Consider the following 24851-nt stretch of genomic DNA (forward strand, 5'->3'; position numbering starts at 1 on the left):
CCGGCCGGCACCAACAGCCGGCCCGACAACATCAAGGCCGTGGCCGACGCCTCGCTGAAGCGCCTCGGCGTCGAAGTCATCGATCTGTTCTACCAGCATCGCGTCGACCCCAACGTGCCGATCGAGGACGTGGCGGGCGCGCTTGGCGAGCTCGTGAAGGCAGGCAAGGTGAAGTACTTCGGCCTGTCGGAGGCCGGGCCGGACACGATCCGCCGCGCCCACGCGGTCCATCCGGTGAGCGCCGTCCAGAGCGAGTATTCGTTGTGGTCGCGAGACCCGGAGCGGTCCGCCCTGCCGGTCTGCCGCGAACTGGGGATCGGCTTCGTGCCCTACAGCCCCCTGGGCCGCGGCTTCCTGGCCGGCGGCTTCAAAGGCCAGCCGGACGCCGCCGACTTCCGCCGCTTCATGCCACGCTTCCAGGGCGAGGCGCTGCAGAAGAACCTGGGCCTCGTGGAGACCCTGACCGCGCTTGCCGCCGAGAAAGGGCGCACCCCGGCCCAGTTGGCCCTGGCCTGGCTGCTAAGCCGGGGCGACGACATCGCGCCCATCCCCGGCACCACCAAGATCCCGCGGCTGGAAGAGAACGTCGCCGCGGCGGATATCGTCCTGAGTCCCGACGACCTGGCCGCCATCGAAGCGGCCGTGCCCGAGACCGCTGTCGAAGGCGCCCGCTACGACGAACGCGGGCTTTCGATGGTCAACCTGTAGCGCTACAGGGCGCACGCGCCACGCCGCGCTTGCGCCCGGACCGCTTTCGGCGTGGATTGCCCGGCTAGGCCGCTGAATCGGCGGCGCATCGGGGGATGCATGTTCGGTCCGGAAAACGCCCAGAGCCTCGTCGGCGTGGCGGTCATACTGTCGGTCTGCTGGGCGTTGTCGGAGAACCGGGCCAAGTTCCCATGGAAGCTCGCCATCGGCGCGATGCTGGTTCAGGGGCTGCTGGTGCTGGCGCTGTTCGGCCTGCCGTGGCTTCGCTCGGGTCTGCAGGGCGTGGGTGTCGCCGTCGACGGGCTGGCCTCATCAACCCAGGCGGGCGTCGCCTTCGTGTTCGGCTTCCTCGCCGGCACGCCGAACCAGCCCTATCCGCTGACCGACGCCGGCTCGCTGTTCGTGTTCGCCTTCCGCGTGCTGCCGGTGATCCTGGTGGTCTGCGCCCTGGCGGCCCTGCTCTGGCACTGGAAGATCCTGGTCTGGATCACGCAAGGCTTCGGCTTCGTCTTCGAACGGACCATGGGCCTGCGCGGCCCGCCCGCCCTGGCCACCGCGGCCACCGTCTTCATGGGGCAGGTCGAGGGGCCGATCTTCATCCGCAGCTACTTGCCCAGTCTGTCGCGCTCCGAATTGTTCATGCTGATCGCGGTCGGCATGGCCTGCGTGTCCGGCTCGACCATGGTGGCCTATGCGACGATCCTCGCCGGCGTGCTGCCGGGCGCCGCCGCCCACGTCCTGACCGCCTCCATCGTCTCCGCCCCCGCCGGCGTGCTGCTGGCGCGGATCATCGTGCCGCGCGACGCGGCCATCGAGCAGGCCCAGGCCTACGACCCGCTGGCGGCCAAGAAGTACGACAGCTCGATCGACGCGCTGATCAAGGGCACCACCGACGGTCTGCAGATCATGCTGAACGTGGGCGCGACGCTGATCGTGTTCGTGGCCCTCACCGCCATGGTCAACAACATCCTGGGGGCGTTCGGCGATGTGGCCGGCGCGCCCCTGTCGGTGGAGCGGGGCCTGGGCGTGGTCTTCGCGCCGCTGGCCTGGGCCATCGGTGTTCCGTGGCACGACGCGCCGACCGCGGGCTCTCTGCTGGGCGTGAAGCTGGTGCTGACCGAGTTCACCGCCTTCATCAAGATGGGCGCGATCCCGGTCGACGCCATGGACCCGCGCACCCGCGTCCTGATGACCTATGCGCTGTGCGGCTTCGCCAACATCGCGTCGGTGGGCATCAACCTGGCGGGCTTCTCCGTGCTGGTGCCCGAGAGGCGCAACGAGATCGTGGGCATGGTCTGGAAGGCGATGATGGCGGGCTTCCTCGCTACCTGCCTCACCGCCTCGATCGTCGGCCTGCTGCCGGCCAGCCTGTTCGGCTAGACGCGCCGGCGCCGCTTGCCTCACGGGACGGGAAGGGCGCTAGCCTCCCGGAAGGCAGGAGGACGACCATGAAGCTGTACGATACGCCGCTCGCGCCCAATCCGCGGCGGGTCCGCTGGGTCATGGCCGAGAAGGAGATCGCCGACGTTGAGGTGATCACGCTCAACCTCATGGAAGGCCAGCACAGGACGCCGGACTACCTCGCCAAGGCGGGCCTAGCCAACGTGCCGATGCTGGAGATGGACGACGGGACCTGCGTCACCGAATCCATCGCCATCTGCCGCTATCTCGAGAGCCGCTACCCGGAGCCCAACCTGTTCGGCCGCACGCCCGAGGAGGTGGCCGTCATTGAAATGTGGCTGCGCCGGGTGGAGATGATGATTGCGACGCCGCTGATGATCGGCGTGCGCCACACCCATCCGGCCATGGGCGCGCTGGAGCAGCAGGCGCCGGCTGTGGGCGAGCACAGCCTCCAGGGGGCGACGCGGGCGCTGAAGGTGCTGGACCGGCAGCTTGAGGGGCGCGACTGGGTCGCCGCCGATCGCCTGACCATCGCCGACATCGTCGCCTTCACCGCCCTGGACTTCGGCCGGATGATCAAGTTCCGCTCGCCGGAGGAGCTGCGGAACCTTGCCCGCTGGGCCGACGCCATGCGAGCCCGCCCCGCGGCCAAGGCCGGCATGCCGCAGAAGTCCACCGCGTAGGGCGGGGTGGCTAAAGGCGCGCCGCCTGAGCCAGCTCAGGCGCCAAGGCCGCGCAGTTCCGCCCACCGTTCGCGGGGTATCCGCATCAGGTGGTGGACGGTGTCGGCGTCATACTGGCGAAAGCCCTCCCGTTCGTAGACGTGGCGGGCCCGCGGGTTGCCCACGGCGACGTCCAGCCTCATGGCGACCGCCGAGGTGGTCTGGAACACCCAGTCCAGGACGCCGCGCACCAGCCGCGTGCCGACGCCCTTTTCGACGTGGCGGACGGCGATGCGCCGGAGCAGGACCGTGGGTTGGTCGAACTCCTGCAGGATGACAAACCCCGCCAACCCGTCGCCGTCCCGGATCCCCACGTAGCGCACGGTGGGCGAGGCCATCTGCGCCGCATGCTCTTCGGCGTCGAAGCGCCCGACCACGGCGTCGTAGCCGGGCGTGCGCTCGATGCGCATCACCTCGGGGATGTCGGCAGGGGTGAGCGGCGAAAGGTCCATCACCGGACCACTTCGTGTCGGCGGGACCGCAAGGCAAGCCCCGCGGCCAAGGTTCAGTCGGCGGCGTTGCCGATCCGGCGCCAGGTCTGGCCCTTGCAGAACACGCCGGCCACCAGGCAGCCGCGCGCCCGCAGGGTGTTGGCGTCGACCAGTTCGGCGCGGCCCGCGAAGGTGGCGCGTAAGTCGGGGACGAACACCTTGCCCTTCCAAACGCCGGGCTTCTCGGGGCCGAAGTCGCGCAGCAGCTGGAGGCCGACGAGGTTCTCCGTGCCGCCCTTGCGAGCGTCCTCCTTGGCGTCGTCGCTGGCCCAGACCACGTAGCCGCACAGCTTCTGGCCGCAGGGCTTGATGTTCACGTGGACCGAATTCTTGGGGTTGCGCCAGACGCCCTCGACGCCGGCGGCCGGCTGGGCGGCGGCGTTCGAAGCGAGGGCCAGGCCGGCGGCAATCGCCAGGCCGGCGAGGGCGGAAAGGTTCTTCATAGGCATCCTTGGGGAGCGTCCCTGCTCGCGCCCATGTAGGCAGAATGTGGGGCGAAGCTAGGGCGCACGCCGCTATGTCGCGCTTTTCGCGTGATATTCGGCGAACGCCTGGGTGAGGCTAGCGTACTCGTCGAACTCCGGGAACTTGGGATAGCTGCGCTGCGCAGGCGTCGTCACCCAGGCCAGCTTCTCGGACGTGTAGGTCTCCATGAACGGCTCCGAGCCCGGGGCGCCGTCCAGCATCGTGGAGCGCACATTCACCAGCCAGTCGGCGGCTTGCGGCCTAGTATAGAGCCAGCTCATGCAATGCGGACAGAAGTAGTGGTGAACGTCGTCACCATGCAGCCCGCCGATCACCGGCTCGCCCGCCGTCAGCTCGAAGCCGGCGGCCGCAACCATGACGCTGAGCGAGAACGCACTGGCCGTCATCCGCTGGCAGCCGGTGCAATGGCAGGCCATGGTGAGCAGCGGCGGGGCGCTGACCTTCAGCTTCACCCGGCCGCACCGGCACGCGCCCTCCCAGGGCAGGTTCCAGTCGCTCATCGCCCGTTCCTCCGCTCGTTTACGCGGCCCTGCGTGGGCCACGCTTCTTCAGGACCGACGAGAAGCTCATCACCGTTTCGCCGGCCACCTTCATGAGGCCTCGCACGAACACCATGCTGCGGGTGTTCTTCACGATGTCGCCCCGGCACTCGATCACTTGGCCCTCGTAGGCTGCGCCCACCAGTTCGCAGTTGAAGGTCGCCGTCACCGCATGCTGGTCGCTCAGCGCCTCGCGCGCGATCACGAAGAGCGAGAAGTCGGCGAACGTCATGAAGCAGCCGCCGTGCAGGAAGGCGCCGCCGTTCAGGTGCTTCTTCTCGACCTTGAAGGCGCACACCGGCCCCTGTTCGTCGATGCGGAAGTAGAACGGCCCCGCCAGATCCTCGAACGGGTCGCCGCCGGGGTACCAGGACCACCCAGCCCATTCGCCCTCGGTCACTTGCGTCAGCTTCGAGCTGTAGCTGCCTTCGTCCTCGTCGCCGCCGTCCATGCCCTGAAATCCTCACCCAACCCACGGAGTGGGGCGTCTAAGCATGAGGCCGCGGAATGGGGAAGCGTCCGTGACGCCGACGCCTCGTCCTAAGGGTTTGCCGACCGGACATTCGAACACTAGTTTGCCGGCCCGCTTCTGACCCGATCGAGGACGCACCCATGCAAGGCCGGACCGTCTATCTCTGCGCAGGCGCCCGCACCCCGATCGGCCGCTACGGCGGGGCCCTGGCCAAGGTGCGCGCCGACGACCTGGCCGCGCACCCGCTCAAGGTGCTGATGGCGCGCTTCCCCCAGATCGACTGGGCCGAGGTGGATGAGGTCGTCTACGGCTGCGTGAATCAGGCCGGCGAGGACAACCGCAACGTCGCCCGCATGGCGCTGCTGCTGGCCGGCCTGCCGGAAAGCGTGCCGGGGATGACGGTCAACCGCCTCTGCGCCTCGGGCCTGGACGCCACCATCACCGCCGCCCGCTCGATCGCCACGGGCGAGAACGACTTGGTGATCGCCGGAGGCGTGGAGAGCATGACCCGCTCGCCCTTCGTGATGGGCAAGGCCGACAGCGCCTTCTCGCGCAACGCCGAGATCTTCGACACCACCATCGGCTGGCGGTTCGTGAACCCCCAGATGCAGAAGCAGTACGGGACCCACGCCATGCCGGAGACGGCCGAGAACGTGGCCACCGACTACCAGATCGCCCGCGACGACCAGGACGCCTTCGCGTTCCGCAGCCAACAGCGGGTGGGCAAGGCGCGCGACCGTGGCTTCTTCGACGGTGAGATCGCCCCCGTCACCATCAAGGACCGCAAGGGCGAGGTGGTGGTCGCCCAAGACGAGCATCCGCGGCCCGACACCACCCTGGCCGCGCTGCAGGCGCTGAAGCCCATCGTGCGCGAGGACGGCACCGTCACCGCCGGCAACGCTTCGGGCGTCAACGACGGCGCCGCGGCCATGATCCTGGCGTCGGAAGAGATGGTCCGGAAGTACGGCCTGGAGCCCATCGCCCGCATCGAGGGCGGCGCCTCGGGCGGGGTGGCGCCGCGGGTAATGGGCGTGGGCCCGGTGCCCGCCGTGGACAAGCTGACCGCCCGCCTCGGGATCACGCCGCGCGACTTCGACGTGGTCGAGCTGAATGAAGCCTTTGCGGCCCAGGCCCTGGCCTGCACCCGCGCCTGGGGCCTGGCGGACGATGCCGAGCACGTGAACCCGCACGGTGGCGCCATCGCCATCGGCCATCCCCTGGGCGCATCGGGCGCGAGGCTCGCGCTCACCGCGGCGCGCGCCATGCAGGAGCGGGGCGGGGCGCGAGCCCTGGCCACCATGTGCGTCGGCGTCGGCCAGGGCTCGGCCCTGGCGCTCGCCAAGGCCTGACCCGCGTGCTCGCCTCCGCCCTCCTGGCGCTGGCGCTGGCGGCCCAGCCAACGCCGCCCGACGACGGCCCCGTGCAGACCGCGCCCAAGGAGCGGTCGGTGAGCGACGATCCCTTGCCCGGCCTGGACGAGCAGCAGGTCGAGATCCGGCCCGCGGCGAAGCCGGCCGACGAGACGACCACCGCGCCCGCCGCCGTGGCCGCGGCAAGGGCGATCACCGTCGAGCCGAAGACCCTGGTGCAGGATGGAACGGTGCAGGTGATGCTGGGCCAGCGGGCGGTGTTCCGCCTGGACGACAAGGGAATGCCGGTGCTGGAGCGGGTGGAGGACGGCCAACTGGCCGACGCCCATGCGGAGGGCGCGGTCACCGAAACCTTCGAGGCGCCGGCCGAGGGCCAGATCGCGGCGGCGCTGGACGGCTCAGCCGAAAAGCGCGCCACGGTGCTCAAGGTGTGGAACCAGACGGACAAGGCCATCGACTACGGCGCCATCGCCCTGATCCTGCGCCAGGGCAAGGTGACGCCCGAGCCGGCGCCGATCTGCGCCGTGGCGCCCGGGACCGTGCGCACCGAGACCTGGCCGCGGCCGGTGGTGGCGGTGGGCCTGCAACGCTTCAAACAGACAGCGGCCGCCAGGGCCTGCAAGTAAGGGGAACTGCCACCATGGCGCTTGACGCCGAGACCCGCGACCAGCTCATCGACACTGTCCGCCGCTTCGTCAGCGAACGCCTGCGCCCGCTCGAGGCCAAGGTGGCGGAGGACGACGCCATGCCCGAGGACGTGGTCGAGGAGATGAAGGCGCTGGGCCTCTTCGGCCTGTCGATCCCCGAAGCCTACGGCGGCCTGGAACTCTCCATGGAGGAGGAGTGCCTGGTGGTCATCGAGCTGGGCCGCACCAGCCCGGCCTTCCGCTCGACCTTCGGCACCAATGTGGGCATCGGCTCGCAGGCGCTGGTGATGTTCGGCACCGAGGCGCAGAAGCAGAAGTACCTGCCCGGCATCGCGTCGGGCGATATCATCACCTCGTTCGCCCTGACCGAGCCCGAGGCCGGCTCCGACAGCGCGGCCGTCCAAACCCGCGCGATCCGCGACGGGGACCACTACGTCCTGAACGGCGCCAAGCGCTACATCACCAACGCCAACAAGGCCGACCTCTTCACGGTCATGGCCCGCAGCGACCCCTCCAAGCCGGGGGCCGGCGGCGTATCGGCCTTCCTCGTGCCCCGCGACCTGCCGGGACTCAGCGTCGGCAAGCCCGAGAAGAAGATGGGCCAGCAGGGCGCCCACGTCTGCGACGTCATCTTCGACAACGTCCGCGTGCCGGTCGAGAACCGCATCGGCGCCGAGGGCGAGGGGTTCAAGGTGGCGATGCAGGTGCTGGACAAGGGGCGGCTGCACATCTCCGCCCTCTGCGTCGGCGTCGCCGAGCGCCTGATCGCCGACAGCGTCGCCTATGCCGCCGAGCGCAAGCAGTTCGGCCAGTCGTTGAGCGGCTTCCAGCTGGTCCAGGGCATGATCGCGGACTGCAAGACCGAGGCGCTGGCCGCCCGGGCGCTGACCATGGAGACCGCCCGCAAGCGCGACGCCGGGCAGAACGTCACCATGGAAGGCGCCGCGGCGAAGTACTTCGCGTCCGAGATGGTGGGCCGGGTCGCCGACAAGGCGGTGCAGATCTTCGGCGGCGCCGGCTACATCGCCGAGTACGGCATCGAGCGCTTCTACCGCGACGTCCGGATCTTCCGGATCTACGAAGGCACCAGCCAGATCCAGCAGGTGATCATCGCCCGCGAGACCTTGAAGCGGGGTGGGTGATGGATCCGATCGAAGCCCTGATCCTCGATCTCCTCGCCAAGGTCCCGGCGGGCAAGTCCATCGCCCCGGAGGACGTGGCCCGCGGGCTCGACGCCGAGGGCTGGCGCCGTCAGCTCGGCCGTGTCCGCGGAACGGCCGTGGGCCTCGCCCGCCAGGGTAAGATCGTCATCCTGCGGCACAACAAGCCGGCCGATCCGGACACCTTCCGCGGCGTCTGGCGCATGCGCCTGCCGATGGAGGGCGACGGCGCCTGACTCCCGCCTTTTCCCGAGGTTAATCGGCAGGCTCTATAGTCTGTCCTCGTCATGAAGCGCCTGGCCCTCGTCTTCCTGCTGCTCACGCTGTCGGCGTGCGCCCCGATGCTGGTTCAGCAGGCGGGCACGCCGCCGGCCGGCTTCCAGGGGCCTCGCATCGAGGCGGACGCCGTGGTCAGTTTCGACGGGGCGCGGCTGGGCCTCAGCGCCTGGGAGGCGACGGGCGAGCCCTGGGCGGTGGTGGTGGCCGCTCACGGGATGAACGACTACGCCAATGCCTTCCACTTCGCCGCCGAGGCCTGGGCGAAGGACGGGGTCACCACCTATGCCTACGACCAGCGCGGCTTCGGCCGGTCTCCGGGGCGTGGCATCTGGGCCGGCGAGGACCTGATGGTCGAGGACCTGCGCACGGTCACGGCGCTGGCCCGCGCCCGGCATCCCAACGCCATCGTCACCGTGGTGGGCGAGAGCATGGGCGGCTCGGTGGCCGCCGCCGCCTTCGCCAGCGACCGGCCGCCGGCCGCGGATCGGCTCGTGCTCTTGGCGCCGGGTGTCTGGGGCTTCAAGGCCCAGCCGCTGCCCAACAAGACGCTCCTGTGGCTCGCCGCCAACTTCACCGCCTCGAAGGTCTATACGCCGCCACGCTGGGTCACGGACCGGATCTACCCGACCGATAATCGCGAAGAGCTGATCGCCATGGGCCGCGACCGGCTGATGATCTGGGGCGCCCGCTCCGACACCCTTTATGGCCTCGTCCGCCTGATGGACCGCGCCGCGAAGGCGGTGGGCGACGACCATGTGCCGACGTTCTACCTCTACGGGGCCAACGACCAGATCATCCCCAAGAACGCGGCCTTCAAGGCCGTAAAGCGGCTGCACCCGTCGGACCGCAGCGCCTACTACGCCGCGGGCCACCATCTCCTGACGCGCGATAAGCAGCGGGCGGTGGTGATCGCCGACGTGCTGAGCTTCATCCGTGATCCCCAGGCCCCCTTACCCTCGGCGGCCCCGCCGATCCCCGGCGCGGCGTCCAGGAACAACGACCCGGCCGATGCGTCACGTCGCGCCGCGGGGTTGTGATATGCCCCGCAGGAGCGTATCCCCCGCCAAATTCATCCCTCAGGACGCAGAGTTCCCGGCATGACCTTGTTCGATTCTCCCGCCTTCGAGGGCCATGAAGGGATCCACGCCTTCTCGGACGAAAAGACCGGGCTGAAGGCGATCATCGCCGTTCACTCCACCGCTCGCGGCCCCGCGGCGGGCGGTTGCCGCATGTGGCCCTATGCCAGCGCGGCCGAGGCCCTGGACGATGCGCTGAAGCTGTCGCGGGCCATGTCCTACAAGAACGCCATGGCCGACCTGGACCTGGGCGGCGGCAAGTCGGTGATCATCGGCGACAGCCGCACCCAGAAGACGCCCGCCCTGTTCGAAGCCTTCGGCCGTGCGGTCGAGGACTGCGGCGGCAAGTACTGGACGGCCGAAGACGTCGGCGTCTCGGTGGCCGACCTGCAGAACGCCCGCAAGCACACGAAGTACGTCGCCGGCCTGGAGGGCCATCCCGCCGCCTCGGGCGACCCGAGCCCGGTCACCGCCGAGGGCGTGTTCCGCGGGGTGCGCCTCTGCGTGGAGCGGGGCCTGAAGCGCGACTTAGGCGGCGTCCGCGTGGCGATCCAGGGCGTGGGCTCCGTCGGGGGCTACCTGGCGCGCAAGCTGCACGCGGCGGGCGCGAAGCTTGTGCTGACCGACGTGAACGCCGAGGCCCTGCGCCGCGTGGCGGCCGAGACCGACGCGCAGATCGTGGCCCCCAGCGCCATCTTCGATGCCGATGTGGACGTCTTCGCCCCTTGCGCCATGGGCGGCGCGATCAGCCTCGACACCCTGCCGCGCATCCGGGCGAAGATCATCGCCGGCGCCGCGAACAACCAGCTCGCCGACGCCGAGGCCGGCCGGGAGGTGTTCAAACGCGGCATCCTCTACGCGCCCGACTACGTCATCAACGGCGGCGGCATCATCAACGTGGCCGGCGAGATCCGGGCGCTTGAGCGGGGCGAAGCCTTCGATCCGGCCTGGGTCGACGCCAAGCTGGACCGCCTGGCCTTGACGCTCGAGGAAGTGCTGGAACAGGCGCGCTCCGAGCGCCGCCCGACCAATGAGGTGGCCAACCAGATCGCCCGCGCGCGTATCGTCGGCGCGGCGGAGAAGCGGGCGGCGGCTTAAGACTGCCCCCGACGAGCGTTGCTGAGCAACACCAGCGCCGCGACTGCTGCGCCCGCCGAGATGGCCGCGCAGACCACGGTGACCGCCTGCATCGCGCGGACGAAGGCCGCCCGGCTGTCGGCCAGCAGCGCCGCACCGGCCTGACCGCCGATCCGCTCGGCCTCCGCGACCGCCATGCCGAACGAGGCGTGGTCCGTGGCGGGAGCGAAGGCCTGGTAGATCGCCACGCCCAGGCTGCCCAAAAGGGCGATGCCCATGACACCGCCGAACTCCGAGCCTGTCTCGGAGATGGCGCCCGCGCCGCCGGCCCGTTCGGGCGGGGCGGCGTTCAGGATCAGGTCGGACGTCAAGACGAAGGTCGGGCCCAGCCCGATCGACATCACCACGCAGCCGGCCACGATCGCCGGCAGGCCGCCCCAGGGCGCCAGGCTGAGCAGCACGAACCCGGCCGCCATGAGGGCGAACCCGCCCGCCACCACCCGTGACGGTCGGCCCCGGCTGACAAACCAGGGCGAGGCCATGGAGCCCACCGTGGTCGCTGCGGCGGACGGAAGCTGCCAGAGCCCCGCCTCCAGCGGCGAGAGCCCCAGCACCAGCTGCAGGTACTGGGCGATGAACAGGAAGGTTCCGAAGATCACCAGGCAACCCATCATGTTCATGGTCAGGGCGGTCGAGAACGTCTTCGACCGGAACAGCGCTAGGTCGATCAGGGGGTCGGTCAGCCGCTGCTGGCGACGAACGAAGCCGAAGGCCAGCAAAGCGCCGAGCAAAATGCTGCCCCCCGCCAGGGTCGAAGGACCATGTTCGGCCAGGTGCTTGAGGCCATAGACCATCGCCAGCACCGCGGTCAGTGACAGGCCGGCGCTGAGCAGGTCGGGCCGGCCGGCGTTGGGGTCCTTGTACTCCGGCAGCAGGATGGGCGCGGCGATCAGCACCAGGACCATGACGGGCACGGCCAGCAGGAAGACCGATCCCCACGGAAACCACTGCAGCAGCACCCCGCCCAGCACCGGCCCGATAAGGCCGCCCGCGGCGTAGCCGGTGCCCCAGGCGCCGATGGCGACGGTGCGCTGCCCTTCGTCCTGGAACATGTGGCGGATCAGCGAGAGCGTGGATGGCGCGATGGTGGCTCCGGCCACGCCCAGCAGGGCGCGCGCCGCGATCAGGGCCTCGGCGGTGGGGGCAAGGGCGGCGATCACCGAGGCGGCGCCGAACGCCGCGGCGCCGAACATCAGGATCCGCCGCCGACCGATCCGGTCCCCCAGCGTCCCCATGGTGATCAGCCAGCCGGCGACCATGAAGCCATAGATGTCGACGATCCACAGCAACTGGGTGGCGCTGGGCGCCAGGTCGGCCGAAAGCGAGGGAACGGCCAGGTTCAGGACCGTGAGATCCATGGAATAGAGCAGGCAGGGCAGTACGATCAGCGCCAGGCCGATCCACTCCCGGCGGGTCGCCTTTGCGGGCGGCGTGTCAGCCATAGCGGTCATGCGCACTCCTCGTCCTGGCGAGGACGTACGACGTCAGGGCGATCCGACATGTCACCCGGATCGCGGGCGATTTGCCTGCCAGCTCTTCCAGCCGTTGACCAGCAAGACCACGCCGGCCGCGGTAGGCAGGCCGCCGACGATCACGGCTATGGCCAGGATGAAGGTGCTGAGCCCGGCGTCTTCGCCGCGGATCAGCGAAACCAGGCCGCCGCCCCCGAACACGAGCGTGCAAGATCCGCACAGGAGCACCATGAGCCCGCCGACGGCGACCAGGGCGCCGGCGACGAAACGGGTCAGCCGATCGCTCAAGAGAATGTCTCTCCCGGCGGCGGGCGGCGGCGCAACTCCCGGCCGACGAGGAACAGGCCAAAGCCGATGGCGGCCGGCACGCCGCCAAGGGCCAAGGGAATCAGCATCGTTCCGGCGTCGTTCGGGTGGGCTATCGCGTCGACGAAGAAGACCGCGAAGAAGATGGCGCCGCAGCCGCCGCACAGCGCCATGATCAGGACGCCGACCGCTATCAGCGCCGCGCCGACAAAGGCGCGGACGGGTCCGGGCGAGCCCGGCGGTTGGACCTCGCTCATCGGGCCTGACCTTTCCTCAGGGCTTCCGCCCCGGCGGCGCCGGGCCGGTAGAAGGTGTTGAAGGTGTCGAAGGGGATGATCGTCCCGTCCGGCTGCACGAAGTGGACGCAGCTGCGCTTCACCGTGCCGAGATCGAAGTTGAAGCGGTCCAGGAACTGGCTGACCACGACCCGGAAGGTGTTCTCGTAGGCCACCTCCTGCGGCACGGCCGCCTCGGGCAGGCAGCACAGCAGGCTGGCCAGCTTCTCCGACGTATTGCCCTGGGCTGTGGAGAGCGACAGCAGTTCGAACACCTGCCGGCGCAGTTCCGGATAGCTCTCGAAGGTCACTGTGTTGGGCGCGGCCGCCACGAAGAGGTCGCGGGGCAGCATGGCCGTGACCGGCCGGACCTCGCGGCCGTTGCGCAGGCCGTAGCCGATGCAGATCTGGTCCGGGTTGCAGGGCAGGGGGATCAGGTCGTCCAGCTCGAAGACGCCCGCCTCGGCGATCCGGCGGCGCACCTCGGTCAGGACGATCCGGTGCCGCTTGGCGTCGAAGCCGTCGTTGCGCCCGGCGTCCTGGATCGGCTGGAAGGTGACGCCCCGTACGCAGCGCCAGTCCAGGGCGAAGCGGACGATGTCGGCGATCTCGTCGTCGTTGACGCCCTTCTTCAGCGTCACGACCAGGGTCGTGGAGATGTTGTTGCGCTCCAGCGCCTCCAGCGCCTCGATCCGCACGCGGGTCAGGTCGGCGCCGCGCAGCTCCATGAGGGCGTCGCGCTTCAGGCTGTCGAACTGCAGATAGACCTCGAAGCCCGGCATGTAGCCCGCCAGCCGCTCGGCGAAGCCGGCCTCCCGGGCGATGCGCAGGCCGTTGGTGTTGATCATCAGGTGCCGGATCGGCCGGGCCTTGGCCGCGTCGAGAATGTCCCAGAACTGCGGGTGGATCGTCGGCTCGCCGCCCGAGAGCTGGACTAGGTCGGGCTCTCCCTCGGCGGCGACGATGGCGTCCAGCATCCGCGCGATCTCGGCCAGCGGCCGGTGCGCCTCGCGCTTGACGGAGCTGTCGGCGAAGCAGACCGGGCAGGAGAGGTTGCAGGCCTCGTTCACCTCGACGATCGCCAGGCACGAATGCTGCTCGTGGTCCGGGCAGAGGCCACAGTCGTAGGGGCACCCGTGGTCGGTGCGCGTGGCGACGGACAGCGGCCGATCACCCGGCTTCAGCCAGTCGCGCTGGGACTTCCAGTAGTCGATGTCGTCGGCGATCAGGGTCTTCTGCACCCCGTGCTCGCGGCACCGCTTGAGGTAGAAGACCGCGCCGTCCTCGCCGATCACCTTCGCAGGGACCAGCGCCAGGCAGGTCTCACACAGGCTCGTGGTCTGCCCCAGGAACAGATAGGGCGCCGCCTTGCGCACGCTCCCGGGCGAGGCTTGCGCGATAGTAGACCCATCCATAGGCGACCAGCCCCCCACACAGCAGGTGGAACAGGTTAAGCGGCCCGATCAACGGGGGATAGGGCTTGAGGAACTCCCAACCGAAACGGGTGAGCCCGTACCAGATGCACAGGGCGTAGAACCCGCGCCGCATCGCCCACGGCCTGCGCCGCGCCAGGCCCTCGAGATAGGCGGCGAGGAACAGGCCCATGGCCAGGCTCTCGTAGACCTGCACCGGATGACGTCCGACGCCGTCGCCCAGGTTCACCGCCCAGGGGAGGTCGGCAGGGGAGCCATAGGTTCCGTCGGGAAGGCCGGCGAACAGGCAGCCCCAGCGGCCGACCACAACCCCGAGCGCGAACGGGCCCACGAACACGCCTCCGGTGGAGCCCTTGATCCCTCGCGCGGCCTTGTAGACCTCCACGCCCACGATCGCGCCGACCAGGGCGCCGACGACGCTGTGCGACAGGGCCGGATCGGCGCCGGCCAGGCTGTTCATCGACCCTGCCAGCCAGGCGCCCGGGACGGCGCCGGCGGCCAGGGCCGCAAAGTAGCCGCCGCCCACCTTGCCCGCCACCTGCTCGGTCAGGCCCTTCAGCCGCCAGCGATAGAGGACCACGCTCAGCGCCAGGCCCGCGCCCCAGGCCGCCAGGTCGAAGGCGGTGTGCGCCCAGGCGGCCGTGGGGACATCGATCATGGCCGGCGATCAAGCGCAGGGATTCGCCCGCCGCGCCAGCCAGGCCTCGCGGTCCAGGCGCCAGACCTGCGACTGGCCCATGCCGCTCACATACTCCCGCGGCTCGACGGCGATCAGTTCGGCGCCCTGCTTCTCCTTCACCCGGGCCGAAGCGCGGTTCTCGACCGCGTTCGTCAGGTAGAGGAAGGGCCAGCAGAGGGCCTCGAAGGCGTAGGCCGTCACCGCCTCTGCCGCCTCGGTGATCAGGCCCTGGCCGTGCAGGTCGGGCGCCAGCCAGAAGCCGCGCATGTCGCGAGTCTTGCCGTCGAAGGGCCACAGGTCGATGCGGCCGACCAGTTCGTCGTCGCCGCCCTTCAGCGTGATCGCCCAGAAGAATCGTTCCCCACGCGCCCGACGGGCCAGGCAGTCCGCCATGTTCGTCGCAGCGGCGTCGTCGGGGTATGGCCACGGAACGCCGGCGTGCAGCCAGCGCACCACCGCCCAGTTCGGGAAGATGCGCTGCACGGCGTCGACGTCGCGCAGTTCGTAGGGTCGAAGGATCAGCCGCGCGGTTTCCAGCACGGGCGTCGGGGGCAAGGGATCAGTCATCTCCGGTCTCTCTGGGAAATGCCGGAGGCCGGGGCGCCTTCCTTCGATCGCATGAGCCCCGGCCGGTCCGGCGGGGGCTCGTCTGGGAAGGCTAGGCCGCGTCAGTGCGCGCAGAACCGTCCCGACGCCCCGCGAGGGCGGCGCCGTTGGTACCCGACGGTTGCTGGACGGACAGGCGATCCATGGCCAGGCACATAGCACGCCGGCGGGCGATGGCCCAGCTTCAGGCTGGCGGCGGGGCCGCGGCGCTTGAGCTTACGGTCGGGCGGCGATTGCCGGAGCGCGCCGGAGGAGCCAGAGGCTCGTGGCCGTCGCTCGGGTCCAGTCGCGCCCGGATCGTGCAGACCACCCCGTCGATCGGGTAGCTTATCCGAACCTCGCCGTTCAGGTCTGCCGCCAGGCCGCGCTCGATGAGCCGCGTCCCGAAGCCCGCCCGCGTCGGCGGGTTCACCCGCGGCCCGTCGATCTCGCGCCAGGTCGCCGTGAGCTCCCGGGCGGTGCGGCCCTTCGAGAGAGCCCATTCGAACTCCACCCGGCCGCCGGAGGCCGACAGCGCGCCGTACTTCACGGCGTTGGTGGCCAGCTCGTGCAGGGCCAGGGCGATGGCGATCGCGGTCTTGGGCTCGAGGCGGACCTTCGGGCCGCGCGTCAACACGCGCTCATCGCCCATGCCCAGGCGGAAGGGCTGCAGCGCCTGGGCGACGATCTCGCCCAGGTCCGCGCCGGCCCACTGCTCGTTGGTCAGTACGTCGTGGGCCTTGCTTAGCGCCACGATGCGCGCTGTCAGGCTGTCCCGGGTGGAGAGGGGCGCACCGCCGCTGCGCAGGGTCTGGGTCACGATCGACTGCACGGTGGCGAGGGTGTTCTTCACCCGATGGTTCAACTCGTTGATCAGCAGGCGCAGGTGGGTCTGGTCCTGCTGCTGACGGTGGATCGCGCCCCGCAGGGTCTCCAGCCGCTCGCGCGCCTCGTACTGGCGCCGACGGCCGCGCAGCGCCGTCTGTACGATGCTCACCAGGGTGGTGGGGTGGAACGGCCGCTCCAGGAAGCTGACGTTGCCGAGCGCCCGGCCGTACCGCTCGGCGGCCGGGTTGCGCTCAAGCCCGCCGCCCCGGCGCGCCAGAACGATGACCGGAAAGTCGGACCACGGCGGCTGGGTCTCGACCCACCGCGCCAGCGGCGAATAGTCGTCTTCCTGCAGTACTTCCTCGACGATCAGGGCGGCGCCGGCCCCGGCCTCGCACTCCCGCCGCACCGCGCCGATGTCGGGGCAGACCTCGGCGTCCAGGCCCGCTTCGCGGAGCACTGCGGCGGCCACCGCAGCGTCACGGCCGTAGGGCGCTAGGATCAGAACCCGCTCCGGCCCCGAGGCCGCGACGTTCATTCCGCCGGTCCGTTCAGCAAGCCATTGCGGTCGCCCACAAAGTCGGGAACGCCGCGCAGAACGCCCTGGAACTGCGTCAGGGGCTCGCCCAGGCTGATGCCGCGCCTGTCGATCTCGTACTCACGGATCGTCCGCTCATGCATGCCGGCGCGCTTCTTGACGACGGAAATGGCGCGGCGGACCTGTCCCATCGCCTCGAAGTAGCGAAGCAGCAGGACCGTGTCTGCCAAGTAGGTGACATCCACGGGCGACTTCATCTCGCCCACCAACCCGTGCTGGGCGACCGTCAAGAAGGTTGTGGCGCCCTGGCGGTTCAGGAACTGCAGCAACTCGTGGATGTGGAGCAGGAGATAGTGCTCCTGGGGCATCGAGGCCTGGTAGCCGTTCAGGCTGTCGATCACCACCGTCCGCGCCCCGGACCGGCCGACGCATTGGCGAACCCGCGCCGTGAACTCGCCGGGCGACATCTCTGCCGCATCCACCTGTTCGATCAGCAGATCGCCGCTCTCCTGCAGGGCTGCCAGATCGAAGCCATAGGCCTTCGCGCGCTCGAAGAGCAGGCCCAGTTCCTCGTCGAAGACGAAGACCGCCGCCTTCTCCCCCCGCCGGATCGCCGCCAGCGAGAATTGAAGGCCCAGCAGCGACTTGCCGGTGCCGGCGGGACCCAGGACCAGGCACGCGGTGCCGCGCTCCAGTCCGCCGCCCAGAAGGTCGTCCAGGCCGGCAATGCCGCTCGGGATCGGCGTCCGATCGAACCGGGTCCGGTGCTCGCTCGACACCAGGCGCGGGTAGACCTGCAGGCCGCCGGTCTTGATGGTGAAGTCGTGGAAGCCGCCGCGGAACTTCCGCCCCCGGTACTTTGTGACCCGCACCCGCCGGCGCTCGGCGCCGTATTCGGGCGCCAGCTCCTCCAGGCGCACCACGCCGTGGGCGACGCTGTGCACGGTCTTGTCCGCGACCTCTGCCGTGAGGTCGTCCAGCAGCACCACGGTCGCGCCGTGGGTGGCGAAATAGTGCTTCAGGGACAACACCTGCCGTCGATAGCGCAGCGACCCCTGGGCCAGCAGCCGGATCTCTGACAGACTGTCGATCACCACGCGGCTGGGCCGGGAACGTTCGACGGCGTCCAGGATCATCCGCGTGGTCTCGCCGAGTTCCAGGTCGGACGAATAGAGCAGGCTCTGCTGTTGGGTCTCGTCGAGAAGGTTCTCGGGCGGAGCCAGTTCGAAGATTTCGACGCCCTCGAGGGTCCACCCGTGCGACGCCGCGGTGTCCCGCAGTTCGGTCTCGGTCTCGGAGAGCGTGACGTAGAGCACCCGCTCGCCGGCTGCCGCGCCGGCGATCAGGAAGCTGAGCGCCGCCGTGGTCTTGCCCGTGCCCGGGCTGCCCTCGAACAGATAGACGCGGTCGCGCTTCAGGCCACCGCCGAGGATGTCGTCGAGCCCGGCGATGCCGGTGGCTGCGTCGTCGGCGTGGCTCGCCGCCGGAATCTTGCTCATTGCTCCTCGTGCGAACCGTTGAAGTGGCGGCGGGGCCGCTCCACCCCCCGACAGCAAATGCACGCGAAGCGCTGCGGTTCCGCTCAGCCCGCCGTGCCGCGCCGTGGATCACGGACCGCCAGAACGAGGATGGCGAACGCCGCGGCGAGGAAGCCCAGGGACGACATGAACACCACATCGTAGCCGAACGCCTCCGCCATCAGGCCACCCACCAGGGGGCCGGCCGTGGCGGTGATGCTCTCGGCGGTGGCGGACACGGCGATGCGCATCGGGAGGTCGTCACGGCTGCCGAATTCCAGGATCATCGTCTGCGATGCCATCATGTAGCCCGATAGCGACGCGCCGAGCAGGGCGAAGGCGGCGAAGATCGGGCCCGGCGTGTGCAGGTTCAGCAGCATAACCGTAGCCCCTACCCAGCCGGCGAGGGAGACGATCAGCACGGCGCGGAAACCGACCTTGTCGCCCATGTAGCCCCAGACCAGGTTCGAGACCGTGTCGGCGCCTAGGAAAGCGAACGTCAGCAGGCCCAGCGTGGCGCCGTCGGCTCCAACGACCTTGCCGACGTAGAGGATGTAGAAGGGCGTCGCGATCCGCGCCGAGGTGGCCAGCATCTGCACCACCAGGAAGAAGCCGTAGGCCCGATCCTGGGCGATCAGCTCGGGGAACTCGCGCAGCCGGTCGCGGAACCGGGCCTGCGGCCGGGTGGTCGGCGGCTCGGGCTCCTTGAGCAGGAGCTGCAGCGCCCAGAGCCCGGCGCTGGTCAGCAGGAAGGCGAAGACGAAGGTGGTGGAATAGCCGTTGCCGAACAGGTTCGGCCCGATGAAGTACTTGCCCGCCACCCAGGCCAGCACGGCCGCGATCAGACCGCCGGTCGCATTGCGCCACGCCTGAAGGCGTCCCCGCCGGCTGATCGGGATCACCTTGGACATCAGCAGGCTGAACACCACCCGCTGGGCGCCCATGAACACGCCGAACATCAGGATGAAGAACAGGAGCGCGTAGACCAGCGGCTGCCCCGACAGGAACCAGCCCGACAGCGCCATGCCCAGGATGGCCAGCCGCCCCAGGCTGCCCATCCAGATCGCAGCCGGCATGACCTTGGTGCGGTGCTCGACCTTGGTGGCCCCGAAGATCGGCGAGATCACCCCGCCCAGTTGCTGCAGCGCCAGACCAAGCCCGACCACCACGTTGGAGCCCGAGACCGCCAGCAGATAGGCCGGGAGGAAGGTGGGCGCGTTGACCAGCCGGAAGCCGGTCATCCCCAGCATGCCGTGCAGGTAGTTGCCGAGGTAGTTCCGTTTGAGATTGTCCCAGACGAACTTCTCGTAGGCCGCCTCGCGGGCGGCCAGATCGTCCGCCGCGACCTGCGCGCCGTCCTCGCTTTCGTCCAGCTTGGCGTTCAAACCTCAGCCCGCGTCGGACGGGTTCTTCACGCCCGCCTCCCACGGCTCCCTCGCGCAGTGGAATTTTCGAAGGTTCGGTCCGGCGAACCCTTTCCGCAATGCTAGGGGGATTTGGCGTGGGCGCAATCGCCAACGTCGGCCGCAGACGGCTTCGCCTCCCGCGCGCGCAAGCTTGACGACGCCGCTGGCGTGTCCGCACCTTCCGCGCCGGTTGAGAGTGGAGGGGCGTATGCGACGGTTGATCCTGGGAGGCGCGCTGGCGGCGGGGCTTGCGGGGGCGGCGCAGGCCGCCGATTTCGTGGTGGTCTCGTCCACCGATCCGGCCATCGCTCGCGGAACGGAGTACGCCAGCGGCCAGGCGCTGCAGATCGCGCCGGGCAAGTCCGTGGTGCTGATCGACCCGGTCGGAACCGTAAAGCGGCTCACGGGCACGGCGGCGGCCGTAACCCTGCCGCGGCGCCACCTGGCGAGCGTCGACGCGGAGCGCATGGCGGTGGTGAAGCTGCTGGTGGCGCCGCCGCGCATGCGCCGGGCCATGCCGACGCTGAACCCGACCTGCCCCGAGGCCGACCTCACCACGTTCGACGGCATCCTGACGGTCGCGCCCGTCGACGGCTGCCTCACTCGCGCCCGCGAAGCGTTCGAGGCCTATGTGGGCAAGGCTGCGGGGCCGGAGCCGGCGGCGTAACGCCGCCAGAGCAGGACGAAGCCCATCACCGCCCCAGCCAGGCCGACCAGGATCGGGGCGGCGAAGGTCTGTCCGGCGGCGACCATCGCCGCCCCGGCCAGGCAAGCCGCCGCGCAGCCCAGGTCCCAGCCCGCCTCAGTCGCCACGCTGAAGCGGAGCGGGCAGGGCGAGGCCTTGGCGAGGTTGTAGAGCGGCGTCATCAGCGCCGGGATCCAGAGCGCCGTCACCAGGGCGCCCAGGGCGTTGGCCGTCACCGCAAGCCAGGGCGAACCCACGCTGGCCGCCCGCAGGCCCAGGACGGCTACCGCCACCACGAAGGCGACGACCGCCGCCGACCGTCCCCTTCCGGCGTCGATGTGTCGGCCGATGAGCAGGCTGAACGCGGCCCCGACCAGGGCCGCCAGCGCCATGGCGCCGCCATAGGCGGTGAAGCTCTCGCCCAGGGAGACGAACAGCGCCAGCTCCCAGACATAGTAGTAGCCGCCGGCGAACAGGCCGTCGCAGGCCATGAGCCCCATGCCGGCCCAGGCGGCCTTGAAGCTTCCAGGCGCCTCGTCGGCCACGGCCACCTGCGGCGCACCCAACAGCGGCAACGCCGCCGCCGCCTGGATCGCTGCGACGCCGAGGAAGGCCGGCCAGGGCCCCAAGAGCACCAGCGCCCAGCCGCCGAGCAGCGGCGCTGCGATCCCGATGACGGCGGTCAGGGCCTCGCGCGCGCCGACCTGCCCGCCCCGGTGCTCGTCGTCGCCGACGCTGGCGAAATAGGCGTGGTACGAGGTCCAGTAGAGAACGCTGCCGATCGGGCCCACCGCCACGACCGCGGCGAAGGCCAGGTCCATGCCCTGGACCAGTGGCAGGAGCGGGAAAGTCGCCGCTTCCAGCACGGTGCCCAGGATCAGGGTGGCGCGCAGCCCGATGCGGCGCGCCAGTGGTAGCACCAGCGGGCGCAGCACGAACCGGCCGGCGTTCATCGCCGCCATGGCCGCGAGGACCATGGGCGCCGGCACGCCTGCTCTCAGCAGGAACACCAGCACGAAGACGCCGCCCGCGCCCTGGGCCAGCGCCTGGACGCCGGAGTGGAGATTGACGCGGTTGATCGCGTCGTTGCCGAAGAAGCTCATGGAAGGCCTGCGAACAGAGACGCGTGCAGGCTCACGGCCGCAGGGCGGCGGAGCCGGGGGCTCGGCGGACTTGCGTCAGTCGCGGAGGCGCTCTGTGCACATGGGCGAAGTTACGCACGCCGCCCGGGCGCGCGCAAGCAGCGGTCAGATCCGCCGGTACTCGATCTTCGACCCGTCTTCGAGCTTGCCCTTGAGCGCCAGCCAGTTGCCGGAGGCGTCGTAGAAGTCGTCGATCTCGGCCTCGCCGCGGATCTGCCAGTGACCGGGCTTCACCTTGGTGCAGGTGACCTTGAGCAGCTTGGCTTCCTGTTGGTTGAATAGGGGCTTGCCGAAGCTGGCCTGGTTCCAGTGGCTGAGCGGCGCCGCATCGGCCGGGCCGCGGACGACGCCCTTGGAGCCGGTGATCTGCACGTAGCCCGGCATGGCGCGGGCGGTGGTCTTCTGGATCTTGCCGTTGCCGTTGGTGGTGGCCTCGATGCTGGCGAACTTGCCGGCCGTCCACCGCTCCACGGCATTGTGCTTGTACTTGTAGACCGGGACCGGCCCGATCTTCACCACCATGTCCACGTCGGTCGAGACGGTTTGGTTGGCCTCGTCGCCCGAGAAGGTCATCTCGTGTTCGCCGACCTTGGCGCCGTTGCGGAAGACCTGGAAGGCAAGGCGGCGCGCGGCGGCCAGCGCCGCGCCGGGCAGCAACAGCCCCACGCCGCCGGCGATCAGTTCGCGTCGTCCGAGCAGAAGGCTCATATCGAAATCCTCTAGCGCCCCACGCGCCAGTCTAGTCGGCCTATACGGGCAATCTAGTGTCCTGGACGCGGCTTATAGCTGCGGGGCTCGCGCACTGGCAGGGGCTTCTCCGGCGGCTTCTGCCCATGCTGGGGCGTCGCGGCCGACCTGGTGAAGGGATAGGCCAGCACCTGGCTCTGCTGCTGGAGGCCGTGGGTCATCGGTCGTCTCCTTCTCGCCCGGAGATCCATGACTCACGCGGCGGCCTGAAGCGAATCGACCGGACGCACATCCACGTGAACGGCCATGTTCGTGGCGCCGGGATCGCCATAGATCGCGCCGCTGATCGGCGTCGCCTCCAGCGGCGTGCGCGCCACCGCCACCGGGATTAGGTCGCCGCTCTCGGCCAGGGCGTTGGTGGGGTCGAACTCGGTCCAGCCCAGGTCCGGCAGGAAGGCTTCGCACCACGCATGGGTGGCGCCGGCGCCGCGCATCTCGCCGTGGGCCGGTGAATAGAGATAGCCGGTCACGAACCGGGCCGCGTAGCCCAGCCGCCGCAGCGCCTCGACCATCAGCCAGGCGAAGTCCCGGCACGTCCCGGCGCCCAGCCTGACCGTGTGCGACGGCTCCTGCGCTGCGCCCAGATCGCGGGGCTGGTATTCGAAGGTGTCGTGGATGGTCTGGTTCAGCCTGAGGATCAGCTCCAGCGCCGGTTCGTGCGGACTGCCGACCTGGCCCCGCAGCCACCTCAGCAGGTCGCCGTCGGCGTCCTCGGTAGCGGGGTCGATGAAGGGCGCCAGCACCGTTCGATCCTGAGGCGCATAGACGATGGGAGTCGCCGTCTGCGGATCCTCGACGCGCGGGTCGGCGAGATGGGCTGGGTAGCGCTCGATCACCAGCTCGCTCGTGATCGACAGGGCCCTCGATTGGCCCCCAGGGGTGAAACAGCAGACCGAATTGCCGAGGGCGTCGTACAGCCACCGGGTCTCCCCCGGCGGAGAGACCGTGAGCACCGCATCCATCACCCGGATGGCGTGGCTGTCGCGCGGGCGCAGCAGCAGCCGGTGCTGGGCGAAGGCCACCGGGCGCTCGTAGGCGTAGATCGTCTCGTGACGGATGCGGAGGCGGGCCATGCGGGCGGAACCGTTCGCGCGGGTTACGGTTCCGCGGCTTGCGGCGAAGCCTGCGCCCATGCGAGCACAGGCCCATGACAACTGACGTGATCGTGGTGGGCGGCGGGCACAACGGCCTGACCTGTGCGGCGTATCTGGCGGCGGCCGGCCTGAAGGTCACCGTGCTCGAGCGGCGCATTGTCGTGGGCGGCGCGGCGGTGACGGAGGAATTCCACCCCGGCTTCCGCAACTCGGTGGCCAGCTACACGGTCTCGCTGCTGAACCCGAAGGTGATCCGCGACCTGGAGCTGCCGCGCCATGGCCTGAAAGTGGTCGAGCGGAAGATGGCCAACTTCCTGCCACTGGACGGCGACCACTTCTTCGTCGGCGAGGGCCGCACCCAGGCCGAGACGGCGCGGTTCTCGCAGAAGGACGCCGAGCGCCTGCCCGCCTACTGGGACCGCCTGGACGCCATCGCCGACGTCCTGCGCGAGCTGGTCATCCAGACGCCGCCCAACTTGGTCGAGGGCGGGCTGAAGGAGGCCATCCCCGAACTCATCAAGAGCGCGGTGATCGGCCGCAAGCTCTCGCGCCTCGACCTGACCGCCAAGCGCGACCTCTTGGCCCTGTTCTCGCAGTCGGCCGGCGACTGGCTGGACGGCTGGTTCGAGAGCGACCCGATCAAGGCGGCCTACGGGTTCGACGGCGTCGTGGGCAACTACGCCAGCCCCTACACGCCGGGCTCAGCCTACGTGCTGCTGCACCACGTCTTCGGCGAGGTGAACGGCAAGAAGGGCGCCTGGGGGCATGCGGTCGGCGGCATGGGCGCGATCAGCGGCGCCATGGCCGCCTGCTGCCGCGAACGCGGCGTCCAGATCCGCACCGACACGGCCGTCGCCGAAGTGCTCACCGAGAAAGGACGGGCGACCGGGGTCGTCACGGCTTCGGGCGAGACGCTCAAGGCCCGGGCGGTGGTTTCGAACCTGCACCCGCAACTGCTCTTCCAGAAGCTGGTGGGCCCGGGCGTGCAGCCCGCCGACTTCGTCGAGCGCATCGCGCGCTACCGTTCGGGCTCGGCGACCTTCCGCATGAACGTGGCCCTGTCGGACCTGCCCCGCTTCACCGTGGCGCCGGAGCCGGGCGACCACATGACGGGTGGCATCATCATCGCGCCCACCATGGCTTACATGGAGCGGGCCTATGACGACGCCCGCGTCCACGGGTGGTCGAAGGCGCCGATCGTCGAGATGCTGATCCCCTCGACCCTGGACGATAGTCTGGCGCCCGCCGGCCGCCACGTGGCCAGCCTGTTCTGCCAGCACGTGGCGCCCGAGCTTCCGGGCGGCCGATCGTGGGACGACTGCCGCGACGAGGTGGCCGATCTGATGATCGCCACGGTCGAGAAGCACGCGCCGGGCTTCGCCGCCTCGGTGCTGGGCCGCCAGGTGCTGTCGCCGCTGGACCTGGAGCGCACCTTCGGCCTGGTGAACGGCGACATCATGCACGGCCGCCTCAGCCTGGATCAGCTGTTCTCCGCACGCCCCGTCTTGGGCGCCGGCGACTATCGGACGCCCGTGAAGGGCCTCTACCAGTGCGGCGCGGGCACGCACCCGGGCGGCGGGGTCACCGGAGCGCCCGGCCACAACGCCGCGGCCGAGATCCTTCGCGACGTGAGGCGCCGGAGGATCTGAACCGACC

Annotated in this window: 28 protein-coding genes; 11 read left to right on the forward strand and 17 right to left on the reverse strand. The window is 69.9% G+C overall.

The window, feature by feature from the left end:
* The 3 genes from A2790_RS13460 to A2790_RS13470 all read left to right on the forward strand — a co-directional run.
* Positions 1-708, forward strand: a 708-nt coding sequence (locus A2790_RS13460) for an aldo/keto reductase (protein ID WP_293392485.1), incomplete at its 5' end; no start/stop codon positions are given.
* 99 nt (positions 709-807) lie between these two features.
* Entirely contained in the window at positions 808-2088 is a 1281-nt protein-coding gene (locus A2790_RS13465) for a nucleoside transporter C-terminal domain-containing protein (protein WP_293392488.1), read from the forward strand.
* Between the two features lie 68 nt (positions 2089-2156).
* The gene (locus A2790_RS13470) at positions 2157-2792 is read left to right on the forward strand and encodes a glutathione S-transferase (protein WP_293392491.1); all 636 of its coding nucleotides are present in this window, start codon (positions 2157-2159) and stop codon (positions 2790-2792) included.
* Positions 2793-2827: 35 nt separating this feature from the next.
* On the opposite strand, the gene A2790_RS13475 is transcribed toward A2790_RS13470, so the two are convergent.
* The 4 genes from A2790_RS13475 to A2790_RS13490 all read right to left on the reverse strand — a co-directional run bounded on the left by A2790_RS13475 (position 2828) and on the right by A2790_RS13490 (position 4798).
* On the reverse strand, positions 2828-3283 hold the full coding sequence (locus A2790_RS13475; RefSeq protein WP_293392494.1) for a GNAT family N-acetyltransferase: 456 nt from the start codon (positions 3281-3283) through the stop codon (positions 2828-2830).
* Between the two features lie 53 nt (positions 3284-3336).
* Positions 3337-3765 (reverse strand): DUF2147 domain-containing protein, encoded by a 429-nt coding sequence (locus A2790_RS13480; protein ID WP_293392497.1) that lies wholly within the window; start codon positions 3763-3765, stop codon positions 3337-3339.
* A 72-nt stretch (positions 3766-3837) separates the two neighbouring features.
* Positions 3838-4308 carry a GFA family protein gene (locus A2790_RS13485; protein ID WP_293392500.1) on the reverse strand — a complete coding sequence of 157 codons (471 nt, stop codon included), beginning with the start codon at positions 4306-4308 and terminating at the stop codon, positions 3838-3840.
* 19 nt (positions 4309-4327) lie between these two features.
* Complete coding sequence (locus A2790_RS13490; protein ID WP_293392503.1) at positions 4328-4798, reverse strand: PaaI family thioesterase; 471 nt, start codon at positions 4796-4798, stop codon at positions 4328-4330.
* Between the two features lie 161 nt (positions 4799-4959).
* On the opposite strand from A2790_RS13490, the gene pcaF reads away from it, so the two are divergent.
* The 6 genes from pcaF to A2790_RS13520 are packed head-to-tail and all read left to right on the forward strand — an operon-like array spanning position 4960 to position 10449.
* Complete coding sequence (gene pcaF, locus A2790_RS13495; RefSeq protein WP_293392505.1) at positions 4960-6168, forward strand: 3-oxoadipyl-CoA thiolase; 1209 nt, start codon at positions 4960-4962, stop codon at positions 6166-6168.
* A gap of 5 nt (positions 6169-6173) precedes the next feature.
* Positions 6174-6815, forward strand: coding sequence for a hypothetical protein (locus tag A2790_RS13500; RefSeq protein WP_293392508.1), 642 nt, complete (start codon positions 6174-6176; stop codon positions 6813-6815).
* A gap of 14 nt (positions 6816-6829) precedes the next feature.
* Positions 6830-7978 (forward strand): acyl-CoA dehydrogenase family protein, encoded by a 1149-nt coding sequence (locus tag A2790_RS13505; RefSeq protein ID WP_293392511.1) that lies wholly within the window; start codon positions 6830-6832, stop codon positions 7976-7978.
* Positions 7978-8232 (forward strand): DUF3253 domain-containing protein, encoded by a 255-nt coding sequence (locus A2790_RS13510; RefSeq protein ID WP_363080931.1) that lies wholly within the window; start codon positions 7978-7980, stop codon positions 8230-8232. Before A2790_RS13505 ends, A2790_RS13510 begins: the two co-directional genes overlap by 1 nt.
* 51 nt (positions 8233-8283) lie before the next feature.
* The gene (locus A2790_RS13515; protein ID WP_293392515.1) at positions 8284-9312 is read left to right on the forward strand and encodes an alpha/beta fold hydrolase; all 1029 of its coding nucleotides are present in this window, start codon (positions 8284-8286) and stop codon (positions 9310-9312) included.
* Positions 9313-9372: 60 nt separating this feature from the next.
* On the forward strand, positions 9373-10449 hold the full coding sequence (locus tag A2790_RS13520) for a Glu/Leu/Phe/Val dehydrogenase dimerization domain-containing protein (RefSeq protein WP_293392517.1): 1077 nt from the start codon (positions 9373-9375) through the stop codon (positions 10447-10449).
* Here the strand turns inward: A2790_RS13520 and A2790_RS13525 are convergent.
* The 9 genes from A2790_RS13525 to A2790_RS13565 all read right to left on the reverse strand — a co-directional run bounded on the left by A2790_RS13525 (position 10446) and on the right by A2790_RS13565 (position 19506).
* Positions 10446-11939, reverse strand: a complete 1494-nt coding sequence (locus A2790_RS13525) for an MFS transporter (protein ID WP_293392519.1) — start codon at positions 11937-11939, stop codon at positions 10446-10448. The two genes, A2790_RS13520 and A2790_RS13525, sit on opposite strands and share 4 nt — an antisense overlap.
* A gap of 51 nt (positions 11940-11990) precedes the next feature.
* On the reverse strand, positions 11991-12248 hold the full coding sequence (locus A2790_RS13530) for a hypothetical protein (protein ID WP_293392522.1): 258 nt from the start codon (positions 12246-12248) through the stop codon (positions 11991-11993).
* On the reverse strand, positions 12245-12523 hold the full coding sequence (locus tag A2790_RS13535) for a hypothetical protein (protein ID WP_293392525.1): 279 nt from the start codon (positions 12521-12523) through the stop codon (positions 12245-12247). Before A2790_RS13535 ends, A2790_RS13530 begins: the two co-directional genes overlap by 4 nt.
* Positions 12520-13917: a radical SAM protein gene (locus A2790_RS13540; protein WP_293392528.1), complete on the reverse strand. Its 1398-nt coding sequence runs from the start codon at positions 13915-13917 to the stop codon at positions 12520-12522. The genes A2790_RS13535 and A2790_RS13540 overlap by 4 nt, the downstream gene beginning before the upstream one ends.
* On the reverse strand, positions 13865-14632 hold the full coding sequence (locus tag A2790_RS13545; protein WP_293392531.1) for a prolipoprotein diacylglyceryl transferase family protein: 768 nt from the start codon (positions 14630-14632) through the stop codon (positions 13865-13867). The genes A2790_RS13540 and A2790_RS13545 overlap by 53 nt, the downstream gene beginning before the upstream one ends.
* 9 nt (positions 14633-14641) lie before the next feature.
* Positions 14642-15220 carry a GNAT family N-acetyltransferase gene (locus A2790_RS13550; RefSeq protein ID WP_293392534.1) on the reverse strand — a complete coding sequence of 193 codons (579 nt, stop codon included), beginning with the start codon at positions 15218-15220 and terminating at the stop codon, positions 14642-14644.
* Between the two features lie 223 nt (positions 15221-15443).
* Complete coding sequence (locus A2790_RS13555; RefSeq protein WP_293392537.1) at positions 15444-16604, reverse strand: sensor histidine kinase; 1161 nt, start codon at positions 16602-16604, stop codon at positions 15444-15446.
* Positions 16601-18103: an ATPase domain-containing protein gene (locus A2790_RS13560; RefSeq protein WP_293392540.1), complete on the reverse strand. Its 1503-nt coding sequence runs from the start codon at positions 18101-18103 to the stop codon at positions 16601-16603. Before A2790_RS13560 ends, A2790_RS13555 begins: the two co-directional genes overlap by 4 nt.
* A gap of 83 nt (positions 18104-18186) precedes the next feature.
* The gene (locus A2790_RS13565; RefSeq protein ID WP_293392543.1) at positions 18187-19506 is read right to left on the reverse strand and encodes an MFS transporter; all 1320 of its coding nucleotides are present in this window, start codon (positions 19504-19506) and stop codon (positions 18187-18189) included.
* 229 nt (positions 19507-19735) lie between these two features.
* Between A2790_RS13565 and A2790_RS13570 the strand changes: the two genes are divergently transcribed.
* Complete coding sequence (locus A2790_RS13570; RefSeq protein ID WP_293392546.1) at positions 19736-20194, forward strand: hypothetical protein; 459 nt, start codon at positions 19736-19738, stop codon at positions 20192-20194.
* On the opposite strand, the gene A2790_RS13575 is transcribed toward A2790_RS13570, so the two are convergent.
* The 4 genes from A2790_RS13575 to A2790_RS13590 all read right to left on the reverse strand — a co-directional run bounded on the left by A2790_RS13575 (position 20155) and on the right by A2790_RS13590 (position 23174).
* A complete protein-coding gene (locus tag A2790_RS13575) occupies positions 20155-21315 on the reverse strand; it encodes a hypothetical protein (protein WP_293392548.1) in 1161 nt (386 codons plus the stop codon). The two genes, A2790_RS13570 and A2790_RS13575, sit on opposite strands and share 40 nt — an antisense overlap.
* A gap of 144 nt (positions 21316-21459) precedes the next feature.
* A complete protein-coding gene (locus A2790_RS13580) occupies positions 21460-22062 on the reverse strand; it encodes a DUF6134 family protein (RefSeq protein ID WP_293392553.1) in 603 nt (200 codons plus the stop codon).
* A 53-nt stretch (positions 22063-22115) separates the two neighbouring features.
* Positions 22116-22262, reverse strand: a complete 147-nt coding sequence (locus tag A2790_RS13585; RefSeq protein ID WP_293392556.1) for a hypothetical protein — start codon at positions 22260-22262, stop codon at positions 22116-22118.
* A gap of 33 nt (positions 22263-22295) precedes the next feature.
* Complete coding sequence (locus tag A2790_RS13590) at positions 22296-23174, reverse strand: transglutaminase family protein (protein ID WP_293392559.1); 879 nt, start codon at positions 23172-23174, stop codon at positions 22296-22298.
* A gap of 74 nt (positions 23175-23248) precedes the next feature.
* On the opposite strand from A2790_RS13590, the gene A2790_RS13595 reads away from it, so the two are divergent.
* Complete coding sequence (locus A2790_RS13595; protein ID WP_293392561.1) at positions 23249-24844, forward strand: NAD(P)/FAD-dependent oxidoreductase; 1596 nt, start codon at positions 23249-23251, stop codon at positions 24842-24844.
* The last annotated feature ends 7 nt before the right edge of the window (positions 24845-24851 follow it).

It is taken from the genome of Phenylobacterium sp. RIFCSPHIGHO2_01_FULL_69_31 (genome assembly GCF_001824475.1).
Classification (GTDB): domain Bacteria; phylum Pseudomonadota; class Alphaproteobacteria; order Caulobacterales; family Caulobacteraceae; genus Phenylobacterium.

Excerpts from the sequence above, each read along its gene's own strand:
- A2790_RS13585 (WP_293392556.1), bottom strand. The coding sequence starts at position 22,262 with ATGACCCACGGCCTCCAGCAGCAGAGCCAGGTGCTGGCCTATCCCTTC.
- A2790_RS13485 (WP_293392500.1), bottom strand. The coding sequence starts at position 4,308 with ATGAGCGACTGGAACCTGCCCTGGGAGGGCGCGTGCCGGTGCGGCCGG.
- A2790_RS13520 (WP_293392517.1), top strand. The coding sequence starts at position 9,373 with ATGACCTTGTTCGATTCTCCCGCCTTCGAGGGCCATGAAGGGATCCAC.
- A2790_RS13550 (WP_293392534.1), bottom strand. The coding sequence starts at position 15,220 with ATGACTGATCCCTTGCCCCCGACGCCCGTGCTGGAAACCGCGCGGCTG.
- pcaF (WP_293392505.1), top strand. The coding sequence starts at position 4,960 with ATGCAAGGCCGGACCGTCTATCTCTGCGCAGGCGCCCGCACCCCGATC.
- A2790_RS13505 (WP_293392511.1), top strand. The coding sequence starts at position 6,830 with ATGGCGCTTGACGCCGAGACCCGCGACCAGCTCATCGACACTGTCCGC.
- A2790_RS13475 (WP_293392494.1), bottom strand. The coding sequence starts at position 3,283 with ATGGACCTTTCGCCGCTCACCCCTGCCGACATCCCCGAGGTGATGCGC.
- A2790_RS13580 (WP_293392553.1), bottom strand. The coding sequence starts at position 22,062 with ATGAGCCTTCTGCTCGGACGACGCGAACTGATCGCCGGCGGCGTGGGG.
- A2790_RS13525 (WP_293392519.1), bottom strand. The coding sequence starts at position 11,939 with ATGACCGCTATGGCTGACACGCCGCCCGCAAAGGCGACCCGCCGGGAG.
- A2790_RS13545 (WP_293392531.1), bottom strand. The coding sequence starts at position 14,632 with ATGATCGATGTCCCCACGGCCGCCTGGGCGCACACCGCCTTCGACCTG.
- A2790_RS13535 (WP_293392525.1), bottom strand. The coding sequence starts at position 12,523 with ATGAGCGAGGTCCAACCGCCGGGCTCGCCCGGACCCGTCCGCGCCTTT.
- A2790_RS13575 (WP_293392548.1), bottom strand. The coding sequence starts at position 21,315 with ATGAGCTTCTTCGGCAACGACGCGATCAACCGCGTCAATCTCCACTCC.
- A2790_RS13595 (WP_293392561.1), top strand. The coding sequence starts at position 23,249 with ATGACAACTGACGTGATCGTGGTGGGCGGCGGGCACAACGGCCTGACC.
- A2790_RS13470 (WP_293392491.1), top strand. The coding sequence starts at position 2,157 with ATGAAGCTGTACGATACGCCGCTCGCGCCCAATCCGCGGCGGGTCCGC.
- A2790_RS13555 (WP_293392537.1), bottom strand. The coding sequence starts at position 16,604 with ATGAACGTCGCGGCCTCGGGGCCGGAGCGGGTTCTGATCCTAGCGCCC.
- A2790_RS13480 (WP_293392497.1), bottom strand. The coding sequence starts at position 3,765 with ATGAAGAACCTTTCCGCCCTCGCCGGCCTGGCGATTGCCGCCGGCCTG.
- A2790_RS13570 (WP_293392546.1), top strand. The coding sequence starts at position 19,736 with ATGCGACGGTTGATCCTGGGAGGCGCGCTGGCGGCGGGGCTTGCGGGG.
- A2790_RS13465 (WP_293392488.1), top strand. The coding sequence starts at position 808 with ATGTTCGGTCCGGAAAACGCCCAGAGCCTCGTCGGCGTGGCGGTCATA.
- A2790_RS13510 (WP_363080931.1), top strand. The coding sequence starts at position 7,978 with ATGGATCCGATCGAAGCCCTGATCCTCGATCTCCTCGCCAAGGTCCCG.
- A2790_RS13490 (WP_293392503.1), bottom strand. The coding sequence starts at position 4,798 with ATGGACGGCGGCGACGAGGACGAAGGCAGCTACAGCTCGAAGCTGACG.
- A2790_RS13590 (WP_293392559.1), bottom strand. The coding sequence starts at position 23,174 with ATGGCCCGCCTCCGCATCCGTCACGAGACGATCTACGCCTACGAGCGC.
- A2790_RS13515 (WP_293392515.1), top strand. The coding sequence starts at position 8,284 with ATGAAGCGCCTGGCCCTCGTCTTCCTGCTGCTCACGCTGTCGGCGTGC.
- A2790_RS13560 (WP_293392540.1), bottom strand. The coding sequence starts at position 18,103 with ATGAGCAAGATTCCGGCGGCGAGCCACGCCGACGACGCAGCCACCGGC.